This is a genomic window from Arthrobacter sp. FB24, from assembly GCF_000196235.1.
Taxonomy (GTDB): Bacteria; Actinomycetota; Actinomycetes; order Actinomycetales; family Micrococcaceae; genus Arthrobacter.
The window spans coordinates 632,847-648,946 of the sequence record NC_008541.1 but is presented as its reverse complement, the minus strand read 5'-3'; the positions used below and the strand labels follow the sequence as shown (position 1 = coordinate 648,946).

General features: G+C 66.3%; 16 protein-coding genes and 1 pseudogene. 13 read left to right on the top strand and 4 right to left on the bottom strand.

The annotated features are described in order from the left end of the window. Positions 1 to 51 precede the first annotated feature (51 nt). The 8 genes and pseudogenes from ARTH_RS03085 to ARTH_RS24440 all read left to right on the top strand — a co-directional run bounded on the left by ARTH_RS03085 (position 52) and on the right by ARTH_RS24440 (position 6,676). Positions 52 to 768, top strand: a complete 717-nt coding sequence (locus tag ARTH_RS03085; protein ID WP_011690470.1) for a hypothetical protein — start codon at positions 52 to 54, stop codon at positions 766 to 768. 48 nt (positions 769 to 816) lie between these two features. Next, positions 817 to 1,356, top strand: a complete 540-nt coding sequence (locus tag ARTH_RS03080) for an NUDIX hydrolase family protein (RefSeq protein ID WP_011690469.1) — start codon at positions 817 to 819, stop codon at positions 1,354 to 1,356. 108 nt (positions 1,357 to 1,464) lie between these two features. Beyond that, positions 1,465 to 2,535, top strand: coding sequence for a DUF6707 family protein (locus ARTH_RS03075; RefSeq protein WP_011690468.1), 1,071 nt, complete (start codon positions 1,465 to 1,467; stop codon positions 2,533 to 2,535). Between the two features lie 77 nt (positions 2,536 to 2,612). After that, on the top strand, positions 2,613 to 3,338 hold the full coding sequence (locus ARTH_RS03070) for a hypothetical protein (RefSeq protein WP_011690467.1): 726 nt from the start codon (positions 2,613 to 2,615) through the stop codon (positions 3,336 to 3,338). Positions 3,339 to 3,381: 43 nt separating this feature from the next. After that, complete coding sequence (gene tgt, locus ARTH_RS03065) at positions 3,382 to 4,689, top strand: tRNA guanosine(34) transglycosylase Tgt (RefSeq protein WP_011690466.1); 1,308 nt, start codon at positions 3,382 to 3,384, stop codon at positions 4,687 to 4,689. A 107-nt stretch (positions 4,690 to 4,796) separates the two neighbouring features. After that, a complete protein-coding gene (locus tag ARTH_RS03060; RefSeq protein ID WP_011690465.1) occupies positions 4,797 to 5,546 on the top strand; it encodes a dienelactone hydrolase family protein in 750 nt (249 codons plus the stop codon). A gap of 26 nt (positions 5,547 to 5,572) precedes the next feature. Next, positions 5,573 to 5,839: pseudogene (locus ARTH_RS24445) on the top strand (type IV toxin-antitoxin system AbiEi family antitoxin domain-containing protein); the annotation flags it as partial. 222 nt (positions 5,840 to 6,061) lie between these two features. Beyond that, positions 6,062 to 6,676, top strand: coding sequence for an endonuclease domain-containing protein (locus tag ARTH_RS24440; protein ID WP_332248824.1), 615 nt, complete (start codon positions 6,062 to 6,064; stop codon positions 6,674 to 6,676). A gap of 79 nt (positions 6,677 to 6,755) precedes the next feature. On the opposite strand, the gene ARTH_RS03050 is transcribed toward ARTH_RS24440, so the two are convergent. Beyond that, the gene (locus tag ARTH_RS03050; protein WP_043429335.1) at positions 6,756 to 7,451 is read right to left on the bottom strand and encodes a queuosine precursor transporter; all 696 of its coding nucleotides are present in this window, start codon (positions 7,449 to 7,451) and stop codon (positions 6,756 to 6,758) included. A gap of 243 nt (positions 7,452 to 7,694) precedes the next feature. Between ARTH_RS03050 and ARTH_RS03045 the strand changes: the two genes are divergently transcribed. From ARTH_RS03045 to ARTH_RS03030, 4 genes are all read left to right on the top strand, one after another. Further along, a complete protein-coding gene (locus ARTH_RS03045; RefSeq protein ID WP_011690462.1) occupies positions 7,695 to 8,351 on the top strand; it encodes a TetR/AcrR family transcriptional regulator in 657 nt (218 codons plus the stop codon). 52 nt (positions 8,352 to 8,403) lie between these two features. Beyond that, entirely contained in the window at positions 8,404 to 9,309 is a 906-nt protein-coding gene (locus ARTH_RS03040; RefSeq protein WP_011690461.1) for a TIGR01777 family oxidoreductase, read from the top strand. Beyond that, the gene (locus ARTH_RS03035; RefSeq protein WP_043429332.1) at positions 9,306 to 9,725 is read left to right on the top strand and encodes a hypothetical protein; all 420 of its coding nucleotides are present in this window, start codon (positions 9,306 to 9,308) and stop codon (positions 9,723 to 9,725) included. The genes ARTH_RS03040 and ARTH_RS03035 overlap by 4 nt, the downstream gene beginning before the upstream one ends. A gap of 78 nt (positions 9,726 to 9,803) precedes the next feature. Then, complete coding sequence (locus ARTH_RS03030; protein WP_011690460.1) at positions 9,804 to 10,646, top strand: hydroxymethylpyrimidine/phosphomethylpyrimidine kinase; 843 nt, start codon at positions 9,804 to 9,806, stop codon at positions 10,644 to 10,646. 124 nt (positions 10,647 to 10,770) lie between these two features. Here ARTH_RS03030 and ARTH_RS03025 read toward each other — a convergent pair whose 3' ends face one another. After that, positions 10,771 to 12,066 carry a serpin family protein gene (locus tag ARTH_RS03025; protein WP_011690459.1) on the bottom strand — a complete coding sequence of 432 codons (1,296 nt, stop codon included), beginning with the start codon at positions 12,064 to 12,066 and terminating at the stop codon, positions 10,771 to 10,773. Between the two features lie 269 nt (positions 12,067 to 12,335). On the opposite strand from ARTH_RS03025, the gene ARTH_RS03020 reads away from it, so the two are divergent. Beyond that, positions 12,336 to 12,725 (top strand): iron chaperone, encoded by a 390-nt coding sequence (locus tag ARTH_RS03020; protein ID WP_011690458.1) that lies wholly within the window; start codon positions 12,336 to 12,338, stop codon positions 12,723 to 12,725. Between the two features lie 52 nt (positions 12,726 to 12,777). Here the strand turns inward: ARTH_RS03020 and ARTH_RS03015 are convergent, their stop codons facing one another. Both ARTH_RS03015 and ARTH_RS03010 read right to left on the bottom strand, forming a co-directional pair. Further along, positions 12,778 to 14,526: a pyruvate dehydrogenase gene (locus ARTH_RS03015; RefSeq protein ID WP_011690457.1), complete on the bottom strand. Its 1,749-nt coding sequence runs from the start codon at positions 14,524 to 14,526 to the stop codon at positions 12,778 to 12,780. A gap of 199 nt (positions 14,527 to 14,725) precedes the next feature. Further along, a complete protein-coding gene (locus ARTH_RS03010) occupies positions 14,726 to 15,970 on the bottom strand; it encodes an IS110-like element ISArsp3 family transposase (protein ID WP_011689782.1) in 1,245 nt (414 codons plus the stop codon). Positions 15,971 to 16,100: the final 130 nt, after the last annotated feature.

Genomic DNA, 16,100 nt, shown 5'->3' with positions numbered 1-16,100 from the left:
AAGGCGTGGCATCATGGCAGTGTCACCGTCATTCCTACTCCGGGAGATCCAATGCTGCGTGTCCGCCCCGTCCATTTCACCTCCCGCCCGGACCAATGGGAACAGCTCCTCACGGCGCTGGGAATGGTGAAGACCGTCGACGACGGCCCCTGGAAAGAGTACGACTCCGGTTCGGGCCGCCTGGCGCTGCACGCCGCCGAGGCCGGTTCCGCCGAGGACGGCACGACGTCGTTCGGCGTCGAAGTGGGCGACCTCGCCGAATTTGCCCGCCGCACCAACGCGGCCGGGATGGAGGAGGGCACGACGCCGGCCGAGCTGGTCGACGCCGACCACGGCGCCTCCTGCCGGATCACCGGCGAGGACGGCTTCAGCTTCTTCGCGGACAAAGCAGCCCACGGCGCCCAGTGCGCGGACGCCGATCCGGGGCTCGCCGTCGTCGAAATCTGGTTCACTCCGGACGCCGCAGCCGCAGCACAGACGCTCCGGAACATGGGCGCGCGGCTCCGGCCGGTGCCGGACAACGACGAAACCGCGGATTTCACCGCAAAGAATGGCGGTGTGCTGATGGTCCGCCCCGGCAGCGGCGCTCCGCGGTCCGGGCTGGGCTTCGAGTACACAGGCGAGCTGTCGGTCCTCCGGGACCGGCTGGCGGCCGCGGGCATCAGGACCACCATGACGGAGGAAGCATTCGGGCGGACCCTGCATGTGGCCAACCCGGACGCCACAGCCGGGGACGCCCCGGCGCTCTGGGTTTCTTCCCGTCACTGATGGCCGGTCCGGCGCGGGGTTCTGACAGGGATGGGGTAGAACTTAAGCATGAACGTGCGCACTCCTGACCCGAACCCCGGCTGGCTGTCCGATGAGGACCTCTTCGAAGCCAGGGGCCGGCTTCCCATGGTTTACGTGGAAGCCGTACCCGTCCGCCTCGATCCCCTGGGGTTCGTGAACGAAGTCGGCACGCTGCTGCAGGCCGACGAGGACGGAACCATGATCCGCTCCCTCGTGTCCGGCCGCGTCCTCTACCGCGAAACCATCCGCGCCGCCCTGCTCCGTCACATGGAGAAGGACCTCGGCCCCCTGGCATTCCCGCAGCTGCCCATCAGCCCGGTCCCGTTCACGGTGGCCGAGTACTTCCCGGCACCGTCCCACACGGGATTCACCGACGACCGCCAGCATGCCGTTTCGCTCGCTTACATCATTCCGGTCACCGGTGAATGCGAGCCCCGGCAGGACGCACTCGAACTCACCTGGATGACCCCCGAAGAGGTCCTGAGCCCGGACGTGCAGCTGGAATTCAGCGGCGGCCGCGGGGTACTGGTCCGGCAGGCACTCGCGTTCGCGGGCGTCGGCAGCTAAGCTCCGCGGCTACACCGGGGACGCTCGAAGGAACCCGGGCGTCCCCGGATTTGGGCAGGCTCCTTTGTAGACTGTAGGGCGGACCGCAAGAGAACTTAAGGACTCCCGATGACCCACCGCCCAGCCGCCCAGCACTACAACGAGCTCCAGGCTGGCTCTCTGCAGGCCGGCCACCTGCTGCTCCTCCCCGACGGCGAACGGTCCGCCGAAATCCAGAGCGTACTCGTTGAGGACGACGATTTCGGCACCCCGGCCGTAGTCCTCGCAACGCTCACCGGCGGCGGGATCCTTCGCATTGCGGCCGGCTCCACAGTGCTGGTGGCCGGCTCCGGTGCGGGCATGGAGGCCGCCTCCCCCGGCGGCACCGCAGCCAACGCCGGCGGCGAAGAGACGGCAGTTTCCGAAGAGTCCGACGCCGCCACCCCGCTTCAGCTGGTTGAGCCCCCCGCCGCCCGGGCAGAGTCCGCCGGGGAGGCCGCCGCCCCGGCGGCTCCCGCCGTCGTCGTACCTCCCCTTCCCGCCACCACTCCGGCCGCTGCGCCGGCGGCCGGTCCGAGTGCGGAAGAACTGGCACTGATCCCGGAGCCCGCGGGAACACCCGAGTCGGTGGTGGAGTCGGTTGCCTCGGCCCACCCGGACGCAGTGGGCGTGATGCTGCTCAGCGACCGCCTGGCCAAGGGCATCAACACCAAGTCCGGAAGCTGCCTCAAGGACCTCAACGACCTCGCCCACGAACTTTTCGTCGCGCTCAAGGATGCCGAGGGCGCCCTCGCCGTCGCAGACCTGCTCAACGTGCTGCCCTTTGACGGCAACCCGGGCCGCTGGACGTCCGTCGAGGCGGCACTGGCCCTCTCCAGCTACATCTGCCGGCAGACCGGGCAGGAGGAACGCGCTGAGGTGTATGAGAAGCTCCTCCGCGCCCCCGACGCGATGGAAACGGACCCGTTCAAGGCCCGGATGAATGCCAAGGTCCGCCAGCGCTCGCTGAACGAACCCAATCTGTACGACAAGGAAATTTTCCGGGCCATCGACAACTCGAACCCGGACGCCGAACGCGAATGGCGGCTGCTGCGGCTTGAGGCCCTGATGTTCCTGCGGGCGCACGGGGGATCGGAAACCATCGGGCTAAAGGAACTGGAACGCCGGATCGGCAACGAGCTGGAGTCCGTGCGGGCCTGAGGCCCATCAGCGCCGGTCCTGGAGCCCGTTCCCGTTAGGCCCTACCCGGGCGGCGCCCGGAGTTGTAGATTCGCCCCATGACGAACAATCTGAGCGTTGTGATCAACTCCGATGCGCAGCAGGTTTGGACAATGCTGCGTGAACCCGCCAAGGTAGCCCAGTGGCACGGCTGGGAGGCCGACGACCTTGCCGCCGAAATCAACGAGATCTACTTCAAGGACACCGTGGTCGAAGGCCCGGACCACACCAGCCTGACCGTGGACGGCGGGGACGAGTTCACCCTGAGACCCGTCCCCGCCGGCACCGAAGTCAGCGTGACCCGGGCAGCCCTTGACCACAATTCCGAGTGGGCCGCGTGGGACGAGGACATCACCCAAAGCTGGCTGACGTTCCTCCAGCAGCTCCGCTTCGCACTGGAGCACCACCCGCACGGCAAACGCCGCACAGCTTTCTTCTCCGTTCCGGGCGGAGACGGTTCGGCCATCGACAAGCTGGGCCTGGGGGACGTTCCCAAGCCAGGTGAGCCGTACTCGCTGACCCTTGCGACCGGCGAGGAAATCTCCGGCAAGGTCTGGTACCGGACCAACCACCAGGTGGGACTCACCGTGCACAGTTACGCCGAGCACGGCGACGGCCTGCTGATCGTGGCCGACCAGCCGCCCATTGCCGAAATAAGGCCCGACGGCGGGTCCATGGTGATCGTCTCCACCTACGACCTCGGCGCCCACCGACTCGAGGAAATCCGCAACAGCTGGGACAGCTGGCGGGCTGAGAACTATCCCACATCGGACCCCGTGCACTGACCGCCAGCTAAGTTTCCCGGTGCCAAGCTGGCACACTTGAACCGTGCCAGCCAATACTGAACCCTCACTCCCGCCTCTCGAGCCGGGTGCCGCAGCCCTGCAGTCCGAGTTTTCCTTCACCGTGGGCAAACGGCTTAGCGAGACGTGCTCACCCACTCCGGAGCAGGTGGCCGCCAACGGCGGAGAGTTGCTGGGCCGCACCGGCACCATCAGCACCCCGCACGGCGAGATCCAGACGCCGGCGTTCATCGCCGTGGGCACCAAGGCCACGGTGAAATCAGTGTTGCCCGAGTCCGTCGCCGAACTCGGCGCCCAGGCGGTGCTGGCCAACGCCTACCACCTCTACCTCCAGCCGGGGGCGGACATCCTGGACGAAGCCGGCGGTCTGGGAGCCTTCATGAACTGGCGCGGGCCCACATTCACGGACTCCGGCGGCTTCCAGGTGATGAGCCTGGGCTCCGGGTTCAAAAAAGTCATCGACATGAAATCGGTGGACACCTCCGGGCCGGACGACGCAGTGGCACCCGGCAAGGAACGCCTGGCGCACGTGGATGAGGAAGGCGTGTGGTTCAAGAGCCACCTTAACGGCGACAGGCACCGCTTCAGCCCCGAAATCTCCATGAATGTCCAGCACCAGATCGGCGCCGACATCATGTTCGCCTTCGATGAGCTGACCACGCTGCAGAATTCCCGCGGGTACCAGGAGGAGTCGCTGGAACGCACCCGCCGCTGGGCCGAACGCTGCATCACCGAGCACTTCCGGCTGACCGAGTCCCGGTTGGGGAAACCGTACCAGGCGCTGTTCGGCGTGATCCAGGGCGCCCAGTACGAGGACCTGCGCCGCAAGGCCTGCCGGGACCTCGGCGCCATGAACTTCGACGGCTTCGGCATCGGCGGGGCGCTGGAGAAAGAGAACCTGGGCACGATCGTGCGTTGGTGCAACGAGGAACTTCCGGAGAACAAACCGCGGCACCTGCTGGGCATCTCCGAGCCTGATGACATCTTCACTGCGATCGAGAACGGCGCGGACACCTTCGACTGCGTCTCCCCCACCCGGGTGGCCCGCAATTCGGCGTTCTACCACCCGGAGGGACGGTTCAACCTCTCCGGCGCCAAGTACAAGCGCGACTTCGGCCCGCTGCAGGAAGGCTGCGACTGCTACGCCTGCCTGAACTATTCCCGCGCTTACATCCACCACCTGTTCAAGGCCAAGGAAATGGTCTCCGCCACGCTGATCTCGATCCACAATGAGCGCTTCGTGGTGAAGATGGTGGACGACGCCCGGCTCGCCATCGAGGCCGGCAACTTCTTCGACTTCAAGGCCGAGACCCTGGGCCGCTACTACTCGTAGTCCGGACGAGGGATGCCGGACGCGGGGGGCCGGACGCGGGGTGCCGGACGCGGGGGCGGGGCGCCCGAAAGGCGCCTCCCGCCGTCGTCCTCCGATATTCTGACCGGATGCTCATCGAGATCCCGGCCGCAGACGGAACTGCCGAGGCCCTTGTCGCCCGCCCCTCCCAGGGCCCGGGCCCTTGGCCGGGTGTCATCCTGTACATGGACGCATTCGGTCTGCGTCCCCGCATCCAGGAGATGGCGCAGCGCATCGCCGACTGGGGCTACGTGGTCCTGGCGCCGAACACCTTCTACCGCGAAGGAACGGCCGCAGAAATCGAACCGCACACGGACATGACCACCCCGGAGGGCCGGGCCGCTGCCGGCAAGGAAGCGTTCCCGCGGGTCGGACGCCTCACAACGGACAAGGCGCAGCCTGACATTGACGCGTGGGTTGCTGCGCTGCGAACGCTCGACGGCGTCGCACCAGGCCCGATCGGCACCTTTGGCTACTGCATGGGTGCCCGGCTCGCGGTGCGCACGGCCACCACCCATCCTGGGGTGGTGGCAGCATGCGCGGGCTTCCACGGCGGCGGGCTTGCCACCGACGCCCCTGACAGCCCGCATCTGGGACTCGGCAACGCCTCGGCCCGATTCGTGTTCGGCCACGCCGACCATGATCAGAGCATGGATGCCGACGCCGTCGCGCGCCTGGGCAGGGCGCTCGACGCCGCGGGCCTCGAAGCTACGAACGAGATCTACCCCGGCGCATCCCACGGCTACTCGATGGCAGACACCTCTGCATTCCACGCCGAGGCCACGGAACGGCACTTCCGGGAACTCCGGGCCCTCCTCGACTCAACGCTCAAGGGCTGACGCCGGGCTGCTCTCCTGACCTGCCGATGCCTCGCCGTTACGACGGTTCCGTGCAGGATAGACGCTTCCCGGCGTCGAGCGGGCAGGGAACCGTCGAAACGGCTTGTTGTCCACATACCCGCGATGATGTCTGGGCGGTGCCGTGTGCGCGGTGGAAGCTTGGTCTCATGATTCACGAAAGCCCACCAGGCGCGAACCTGTGGCGCACGGACCAGCTCCTTGCTTCCGGATCCAATTCCCGTGCCATAGCCAGGCTGGTGCAAGAGGGGAAACTGGTCCGGCTGCGCCGCGGTTGCTACGCCCGCGGGGATTGGTGGCGCTCCTTGAACGCCACCGCCCGACGTCGGCAGCTGATCTTTGCGCATTCGCTCGGAACGCTCACGACGTCAGCGGGAAGGTTCGCTTATAGCCATGTGTCCGGAGCCAGCCTCCATGGCCTCCAGTTGTGGAAGGTCGATGACCGAGTGCACCTCACCCGAGAAGGCTCCCCCTCCGCAGTCACACATGGGAGAGACGTGATTGCCCACACCCGTCCGTTGGGTAGCCGTGAGCTCTGCTTCGTGGACGGGCTCCCCTGTACGTCACTGGAACGCACGGTAGTCGACTGCTCCCTGATGTTCACCGTGCAACAGGCCGTGATCCTGGTTGATCACGCCGCCCGCATGGGAGCGGACCTTGGCCTGCTCCGCTCTCAGTGTTCCGACCTCATCGGCCGCAACGGAGTAGTCGCCCTCCGCCGGGCCCTCGAACTTGCTGACCCGCGCTCGGAGTCGGCCGGGGAAAGCCTCACAAGGGAACTGCTGCACCGGCTCAGAATCACACCGCCGGAGCTGCAGTACCAAGTCCGGAGTCCGTTTGGGGAACATCGGCTGGACTTCGCGTGGCCGGAGCGCAGGGTCGCCCTCGAATTCGACGGGAAGACCAAGTACTTCGACTACCGGCCCACCGGAGATGTTCTGTTTGCGGAGCGGCGGCGCGAGAAGGCACTGATGGAACAGGGCTGGACGTTCCTGCGTATCGAATGGAAAGACCTGTTCAACGAGGTGGAGTTCAAATACCGGGTCCTGGCGGCGCTGAACCTCGGAGCAGGCGCAGGCGCCTCGCCGTTACGACGGTTCCGTGCAGGATAGACGCTTCCCGGCGTCGAGCGGGCAGGGAACCGTCGAACCGGCGGTGCTGAGGTTCGAAGGCTCCGCGGAGAGCCGGGGCCTACGCGCCGTAGCTCGGTTCGCGCTTCTTGATCCAGCCGATGGCGGACGCAGTCACGGGCACAAAGAGGAACTCCACCAGGGTCTTGTAGAGGAAGCCGACCAGCACATAGTTCACGAAGCTGCCGGCGTCGGTGATGCCGATGACGGACGCCGCAATGCTGCAGAAGATGAGTGTGTCCACAAACTCACCGGCCACTGACGAGCCCATGATCCGCGCCCACAGGGATTTCTCGCCCGTGCGGGCCTTCATCTTCACCAGGATCCACGAGTTGATGGTCTGGCCGGCCAGGAACGCCAGCAGCGAAGCCAGGACGATCTGCGGAACCGGCCCCAGCGCACCCTCGAGCGCGGCCTGCTTGGACGTACCGAACTCGTCGTCGAAGCCGGGCAGCGCAATGATGACCCAGTAGCAGGCGGATGCGAACACAGACAGGGCAAAGGTGGTGATGATCGCCTTGCGAGCCACGGCGAATCCGTAGACCTCGCTGATGACGTCGCCCAGGATGTAGGCCAGCGGGAACAGGAAGAAGCCGCCGTCCGTGATGATGGGACCGATCGCCACGCCCTTGGATGCCCCGATGTTGGACAGGATCAGCACCACCGCCATGAAGGCCAGCATGATGCCGAAATAAGGGGAACCGATCGAGGCGAATTTCGGCGCCGCGGAGGCGGGGAAAGTCTTGGCGGAAGTCATGGGTGATCCATTCGGAGTGGTTCGCGCGGCTGCCCGGGAACGATCGCGGAGGAGATCGCTGCAGCAGCCGGCTGTATTAGCACTGGGAGGGGTCCCGCAGCGTCCTGCCGCCGGAACCGTGTTCCATTGTCGCATCACCGGCTGAGGGAGGTGCCACTGTTGCGGACGGCGAGAGTATTTGAACACGTTCAGTTTTCGTGCCACACTTCTTGAACACGTTCAAAAAAGGGGGAGACGGTAACCATGGCGCGCAAGAGCGAGCAGACCCGGCAGTTGGTTGCGGATGTGGCGCTGCGCATGTTCCGCGAGATCGGCTTTGAAAAAACCACCATGCGCGCCATCGCCACCGAGGCCGGAGTGTCGGTGGGCAACGCCTACTACTACTTCGCGTCAAAGGACGAACTGGTCCAGGAGCTCTACGTCCAGGTCCAGGCGGAGCACGCGGCCAAGGCCGCCAAAGCCCTCGAGGGCGTCAAGGACCTCAGCGGCAGGCTCAAGGCAACGCTGCACACCGGGCTGGACGTTATGGAGCCCTACCACCGCTTCGGCGCCGAATTCATCGCCACCGCAATCCGGCCGACGTCGCCCGTCAACCCGTTCTCCGGCGAGTCCATGGCTGCCCGCGACGCCTCGCTGGCTATCTTCCGGAACGTCGTGGAGGGCGCCAGCCCGTCAGTTCCCAGGAAATTCCGCGCGGAACTTCCGGAACTGCTGTGGCTCAGCTACATGGGTGCGGCTCTCTTCTGGGTCTACGACACTTCGGAGGACCGGCGCCGCACCCGGAAGCTGGTCGACGGGATGGCGCCGCTCATTGCGCGAGGGCTTTCCCTGGCAAGGATCCCCGGCGTCAACAAGGTCCTGGGCGACGTCCTCAGCCTGAGCCGCGGCGTCCGGGACTAGCCGGGCATCAACACCGGCGGAGACGAGTCATCGACAATCATTCGGGGGAACCATGAACAACCCTAAGACCGTGGTCCTAGCCGGCGCATCCGGCTTCATCGGCGGCTATTTCCGGACGCGCTTCGAGCAGGACGGCTGGCAGGTGCTCGCCGTCGGCCGCAGCGGCGCTGACACAGTCCGCTGGGGTGACCACGACGGACTCACCCGGGCACTGGACGGCGCCGAGCTCCTGGTGAATCTCGCCGGACGGTCAGTGGACTGCCGCTACAGCCAGCGGAACAAGGCGCAGATCCTGGAGTCCCGGGTGTCCACGACGGCGGAACTTGGCCGGGCAGCGCGCCGCTGTTCCGCTCCCCCGGCGACATGGCTCAACGCCAGCACCGGCACCATCTACCGCCACGCCGAAGACTCGCCCCAGTCGGAACACGACGGCGAGCTGGGCGACGGGTTCTCGGTGGACGTCGCCCGCGCTTGGGAGTCCGCCCTGGCCGCCGCCGAAACCCCGTCCACCCGCAAGGTCCCGCTCCGGATCTCCATCGTGCTCGGCCCGGGAGGCGGCGTGATGCGGCCCTTCGCCGCTCTCGCGAGGCTTGGCCTTGGCGGGCACATGGGTGGCGGCAGCCAGAAGTTCAGCTGGGTCCACGTGGAGGACCTCTACCGCAGCGCGCTGTTTGTGCACCGGCGGACGGACCTCACGGGGCCGGTGAATGTGGCTTCGCCCGAGGTCGTGGACAACCGGGAGCTGATGCGCCTGGTACGCCGGGCCTACCGGGTTCCGTTCGGCCTGCCCACACCCGGCTGGCTGTTGGAGCTGGGGGCCGCGATGATCCGCACCGAGACCGAACTGGTCCTCAAAAGCCGCTGGATCCAGCCGCAGAAGCTGCTGGACGCCGGCTTCATCTTCCGGCATGCCGAGCTGGGCAACGCGCTCCAGGACGTTACCGGGCGGCAGGCATGAGCCGGCCGCAGCGCGTGGTGCTTGGCGCCGGCGCGGTGTGGCTCGGCATCCTCGTGACGCATCTGACGTTCTGCCTGGTGCTCGGCGCCCGTGTGCAGCTGCTCAATTCCGGAGCCGTGTCCGGCGTCTGGTTCGCGGTGATGGCCCTGATGGTCGGCGCCATCCCCGCGGTAGTCGTCGGCTGGGGCGTGGCCCTGCCGACGGGCCTGCTGATGCGGCCGGTCGGCAGCCAGTGGCTGCATGTCGCTGCCTTCGGCGTCCTGGGCCTTGCCCTGGGTGCGCCGTTTGGAGGGTTCGACTCCCCGCCGGACTTGTTCACGGCGACGGCGATGGGCACGTCGGCGGCGGTGGGACGCCTTGCCGTGTGGAAGCTCGCCCGGCAGTACGACGGCGGCCCGCCGGCGGCCGCACCGTAAGTCCCGTAACCGGCCGGTTTCGTCAGATTGGTCATCCGCACAATGCGGCCAATTTAGGCGCGGTGGCAATATAGGTGGATGACTTCTGCTGCTGTTGACACGTATCCCGCCGTCGCCCTGACCATTGCCGGTTCCGAGGCGACGGGCGGTGCTGGTGCGCAGGCGGACCTGAAGACGTTCCAGGAACTGGGTGTCTTTGGCATCGCAAACCTGACCTGCATCGTTTCCTTCAACCCGAACGACAACTGGAACCACCGTTTTGTACCAGTGGACCAGCAGGTCATCGCCGACCAGCTGGAGGCGACGACGGCGGCGTACGGCGCCGCGTCCGGCGCGCCTTCCGTGCTGGACACCGTGAAGATCGGCATGCTGGGCAGCCCGGCCACGATTTCGACCGTGGCGTCCGCGCTCGCTGCCGGCGCGTTCTCCAACGTGGTGCTGGACCCTGTGCTGATCTGCAAGGGCCAGGAACCGGGCCACGCACTGGACACGGACCAGGCACTGAAGGCACAGATCCTGCCGCTGGCCACGTTCGTCACGCCCAACCATTTCGAAGCAGAGTCCCTCTCCGGCCTGGAAATCACGGACGTCGAATCCCTTAAAGCCGCCGCAATCCGCATCCATGAGCTGAGCGGAGCCGCGGTGCTGGCCAAGGGCGGCGTGCGTCTGGCCGGGCCCGACGCCGTCGACGTCTACTACGACGGCGACACCCTGGAAATCCTCTCCGCCCCCAAGGTGGGCGAAGTAGCCGTGTCCGGTGCCGGCTGCTCCCTCGCCGCCGCAGTGACCGCCGAGCTTGCCAAGGGTGCGACCCCGCTTGAGGCTGCCCGCACGGCGAAGGCTTTCGTGACCGCCGGGATCCGCAACCGCGTGGCCTCGGGCGCCCCGTTCGACGCCCTCTGGCAGGGCGGCCCGCGCTAACCCGTCCCCGCGTTTCGGGACGCTCTCTCACTTTTAGCGCGAAAAACCACGACGCTCTCTTACTTTCCTCAAGAAAGTGAGAGAGCGTCGTGTTGTAAGCGGCACGATCTGAGAGAGCGTCCGGCTAGGAACGGGGGTCGGCCACCGTTCCCATGAAGAGCGGCAGCCCGGTTTCGACGTGCACAATCTGGTAGTGGAACGGCCGGTCGAACGTGATGGTTCGTTCGGGCTGGGGCGGCGCGCTGGTGACAGCTCCGTTGATCTGGGTGACAGCCGCGGCAACCGTGCCCTTTTCCGCGACCGTGATGTTGGCTGCCTGGGCGGCCTGGGTGATCATCATCCCGGGCTGGATGTTGTTGAAGTCCTCCGTGGTGGTGAGGGTCTTCCGGAGCCCCAGGGATTCAAAGACTTTCCTCAGGTCGAAGCTGCACTTATGGTCCCAGCGGGGCAGCTGGATCTGCACGGTCTCCAGCGGTGCGCGGTCAAAAGCATCCGCAATGTCCGTGAGCCGTTCCGCACCAAAGACCGGCGAACCGGCGCCTGTGCCCGCACCTGGGACGCCTGTGCCCGGGAGGACCAGCCGCATGACGAAACCGTCGGCGTAGGGCAGGTCCACGCCCTGCCAGCCAGCCCCCTCCGCGTATTTCATCTCCAGCTCGTTGTGCATTGCCGGGGCGTCGATCTTCTCGCCGGCAGCCGTCGTGAAGGGCAGGTCCGAGGTGTCATTCGGATCAAAGGGCGCGCGCCAGGCGGACGCGAAGTAGAGAGAGTTGAGCAGGCTGAAGGTGTTGTCGCGATCGTACTTTGCGGGGGCCTCCTTGATCCGGCCGCCCGTGTTCCGGTTCACCCAGGCATCGATGGCCGGCTTGGTTGCCGCTTCGTTGCTGAAGTCCACGGGATAGACGCCGGTTCCGTAGTGCCGGGCCAGTGTTTCCAGGAAGGCGTCGCCCGTGGGCACGTCCTTGTCCACGAACAATCCGTTGGCGGCGTGCATCACGGGCTTCCGCGGCGGGTTGTCCTCATCCACCGAGCCGGGGTCGCCGTCGAACTTCCCGAGCGAGCTGAGCAGCGCGTTCATGGCTTCGTCGCGATGTTCCGCGGGGAGCTTCAGGACGCTGTCCATCTCGGCCGCCGTCTCGCCGGATGCCCCGGCTCGGAGCATGGCGAGGGCAATCAGCAGACTCCCCGGCGAGGAGACCACGTTCCCTTTGGAGCCGTCGCCGCCGTCGGCCAGCAGGGCCTCGCCGAGCCCGAGAGCAGAGGCCCGGAAGGAGCGCAGTTCAGCGGCATACGCCGCGCCGTCCACCGAAATCCGTTCCACGCCGTCGGCCTTCAGGAGCTCCGGGGACGACGCCGAACATGCGGTGAGCGCCGCAAGGGCACCGGCCGTCGCGATCCTGGCCACACGGTGCGTTTTCATGTTTCCCCCTTGGACCGGCCGTCGGACCGGCCGTTGGACTGCCCGTTGGACCGGCGGCGCGGGCTCCTGCCATGCCGGCATTTGGCAGGACTCGGCCTGCCTCCTTCAGTCAACCAGCCTGACCGCCGCCGAACGATGCCCGCAGGGTCACGGTTTGCCGTCGTTTTGGTCTCGCCTTCCGACGCTCTCCCACTTTTCGCAACGTTTTGAGCAACGCTCTCTCGCTGCGGGCACCGGCGTACTCTCGGGAGATAACGAAGGAGCGGTAAATGGCACAGCATTTCGACAACGTTGACGAGTACATTGCGTCGTTTCCGGCCGAGGTACAGGGCACACTTCAGGAAATCCGGCGCAGGTGCCATGAGGCCGTCCCGGAGTCCGGCGAGGTGATCAGCTACGGCATCCCCACCATCACTTTGAACGGTAAGTACGTGGTCTATTTCGCGGGCTGGGCACACCATATTTCCGTGTACCCCGTCCCGGCCGGAGACGAGGCATTCGAAGCTGCGATCGCGCCGTACCGGGCAGCCAAGGGAACACTGAAATTCCCCCTGGGCAAGCCGGTCCCGTACGAGCTCATCGAAAAGACGGCGGCACGGCTTGCCGCCGGGCGCCGCGGCCCCCAGCCGCCGTCGGACACGCAAGACGGCGGCCGGTAGCCGGCGCTGGAGGCGACCGTAACCGCGCGACCCGCGAACCGCCGTCGGGCACCTACCGCCGCGGGATATTGCGCAGGTTGCTGCGGGCCATGCTGACGGCCTCGCCGGCGCCCCGGTTCAGGACCACCTTCGACATGGCTGTTGCGAAGCCAAGGACCTGCGAGCCGGTGATTTTCGGTGGGATCGACAGCGCCTTCGGATCCGTGATGAGCTCCACCAGCGACGGTCCGGGGTGGGCGAAGGCCTCCCGGTAGGCGTCCTCGATCCGGGCCGGATCGGTCACGCGGACAGCGTGGAAGCCGAGCGCGCGGGCGACGGCGGCGTAATCGGCGTCGGGAACGTCAACGCCGAAATCGGGAAGCCCGTCCACGAGCATCTCGAGTTTGACCATGCCCAGCGTGGAGTTGTTGAAGACCACCACGTTCACCGGCAGCCGGTGTGCCGCAACGGTGATGAGCTCTCCCAGCAGCATGGACAGGCCGCCGTCACCGGACACCGAAATCACCTGTCGGCCGGGATAGGCCAGTTGCGCGCCGATCGCATGCGGCAGCGCGTTGGCCATGGAGCCGTGCAGGTACGATCCGATCAGCCTGCGCGTGCCCAACGGGTTGATGTAGCGGGCCGTCCAGACATTGCACATGCCGGTGTCCGCGGTGAATATGGCGTTCTCCGCCGCCACCTGGTCCAGGATCGAGGCCGCGTACTCCGGGTGGATGGGCTGTTTCTTCTCCACCTTGCGGGTGTAGGCGCCCACGGCCTTGTTCATGAGCCGGTCATGCTTCTTGAGCATCTGGTTGAGGAAGCGGCGGTTCTTTTTCCGGGCGAGCAACGGCTTCAACGCGCCGAGCGTGGGCAGCACGTCGCCATGGACGGCGATGTCGACGTCGGTCCTTCGCCCCAGCTTGTGCGCGGCGCGGTCCACCTGGGCCGTGCGCGTGCCGGGAAGGAACTGGTCGTACGGAAAGTCGGTGCCGAGCAGGATCAGCAGGTCTGCATCCTCGATGCCCTCCGCCGCGGCGCCGTAGCCGAGCAGCCCGGTCATGCCGATGTCGTAAGGGTTGTCGTACTGCATGAAGTCCTTGCCCCGCAGCGAGTGACCGATCGGGGCGCCGATGAGTTCCGCGAGGGCCACCACTTCATCGTGGGCACCCTGCGTTCCCGCGCCGGCAAAGATGGCGATCTTCTCCGCCGCGTTGATGGCATCGGCGAGCTCCCGGACACTCGCGGCGTCGGGAGTCAGTGTGGCGCGCCGGAAGGTTGCGGGCAGCGGCGTTCGGCCGGTGGCTTCCAGCCCGGCGATATCGCCGGGGAGGGTAACGACGGCGACTCCCCCGAGTCCGACGGCGTGCTGGATGGCGCTGTGCATCACCCGCGGCGCCTGCTCTGCCGTGCTGACGAGTTCCGAGTATACCGAGCATTCGTTGAAGAGCCGGTCCGGGTGGGTTTCCTGGAAGTAGCCGCTGCCGATCTGCTTACTCGGAATGTGCGAGGCGATGGCCAGCACCGGCGCGCCCGAGCGGTTGGCGTCGTACAGGCCGTTGATCAGGTGCAGGTTGCCGGGGCCGCACGAGCCGGCGCAGACGGCCAGCCGGCCGGTCAGCTGGGCTTCGGCCGCGGCGGCGAACGCAGCTGCCTCCTCGTGCCGCACGTGGATCCAGTCGATGCCGCCTTGCTGGGAGCCGCCCGTCTTGCGGACGGCGTCGACAATCGGGTTGAGGCTGTCGCCCACGATCCCGTAGATTCGCTGCACACCGGCAGCCTGGAGTTGTTCAATGAGCTGGCTGGCGAGTTCCTTGGCCATGAGTGCACACTCCCGCGATCAGGTTTGATGAGCTGACAGGGCCAATATAGTCCGCCCGCCTTGGGGCGCTTCCCAGGCTGTCAGCCGCCAGGTTCTCAGCAGCCGACGACGTCGGCCGCCGCCGGGGACCCTCTACCGGCTGAACGCTCTCTGACATGAAAATTAGGTGAGTGCGGTGGGGTGCGTGGGGTGAGCGGTGTTATCCGGTCTGTTGCAGGGGTTCGAGAATGACTTGATAGCCGAGGGATTCTAGTTGTCTGACGGCCCGGGCCATGGTTTTAACGGGTGTCTGCCGGGTGAAGTAGTCGGCGCCGGGGTCGTTGTAGAGTTCGCCGGTGGTGAGCATGTGCCACGCTGCGGTGAGGATGGAGTGTTCGACGGCGACGAGGGCTTTGGCGGGTCCGCGCCGGGAGGCAATGCGCCGGTATCTGGCACCGAGGTAGGTGTTCTTCGATTTCGCGCAGGACAGAGCAGCGATGCCCAGGGCACCTTTGAGGTACCGGTTGCCGGGCCGTGTTTTGGTGGATTTGACCCGTCCGGCGGATTCGTTGGATCCCGGGGAAGTACCGGCCCAGGATGCCAGCTGCCCTGCGGTGGCGAATGCGCTCATGTCGGCGCCGGTTTCGGCGATGAAGATTTCCGCGATGGTGGTGCTGAACCCCGGGATGCTCACGAGGAGCTCCCGGGCGAAACGAAAGGGCTCCATCGCCGCCTCGATCCTGGCGCTGAGGTCGTTGATATCGGCGGTGTGGGCATCAATCCGGTGCAGATAGAGTCCGGTCATGTAGCGGTGGTGTTCGGTGAACCGGCCGTTGAGGGCTTGGGTGAGTTCAGGGATTTTGGACCGCAGCCGGCGTTGGGCCATCTCTGCCAGGGCCGCGGGGTCGGTCTGCCCGTCGATGAGTGCTTGGAGGATCAGTCGTCCGGAGACCCCGGTGATGTTCGAAGCTACCGAGGATAGTTTGATGCAGGCGTCCTCGAGGAGTTTCTCCAGGCGCTGGATTTCCCGGGTCCGTTCCTGAGTGATGATGGTCCGGGCCCGGGTCAGGTCCCGCAGTTCACGGATCGGAGGCGGGGGCACGAAGGAGGCCCGGACCAGCCCGTGGGCGCCCAGGTCGGCAAGCCAGGCAGCGTCGGAAACGTCGGTTTTGCGGCCCGGGACGTTCCTGGCGTCATGGGCATTGACCAGGATGATGTTCAGTCCGTCGTCTTCAAGCAGGTAGTAGAAGGGGCGCCAGTAATCACCGGTGGCCTCCATGACCACCAGATCCACGTGCTCGTCCAGGAGGTGTTCCTTTAGCCCCAGGATCTGCCCCGTCATCGAACCCCAGGTCGTGATGGTGGATGTGGTGGACCGGCCGCCGCGGCCCTGGATGCGGACACAGACCTTCGCGTCCTTCTTTGAAATATCGACACCCGCGCAGCGCGGGTGAATGACCTCCATGAGAGCTCACCCTTCCTCGAACAGTCCAACAGATGGCGTCTGTGTCCCGGGGAAGGCGGATAAACAACAAATCTGACATTCGTGCTCAACGGCAACATTCCACGGTCCCGCGGACAAAAGCTGCGCCCTC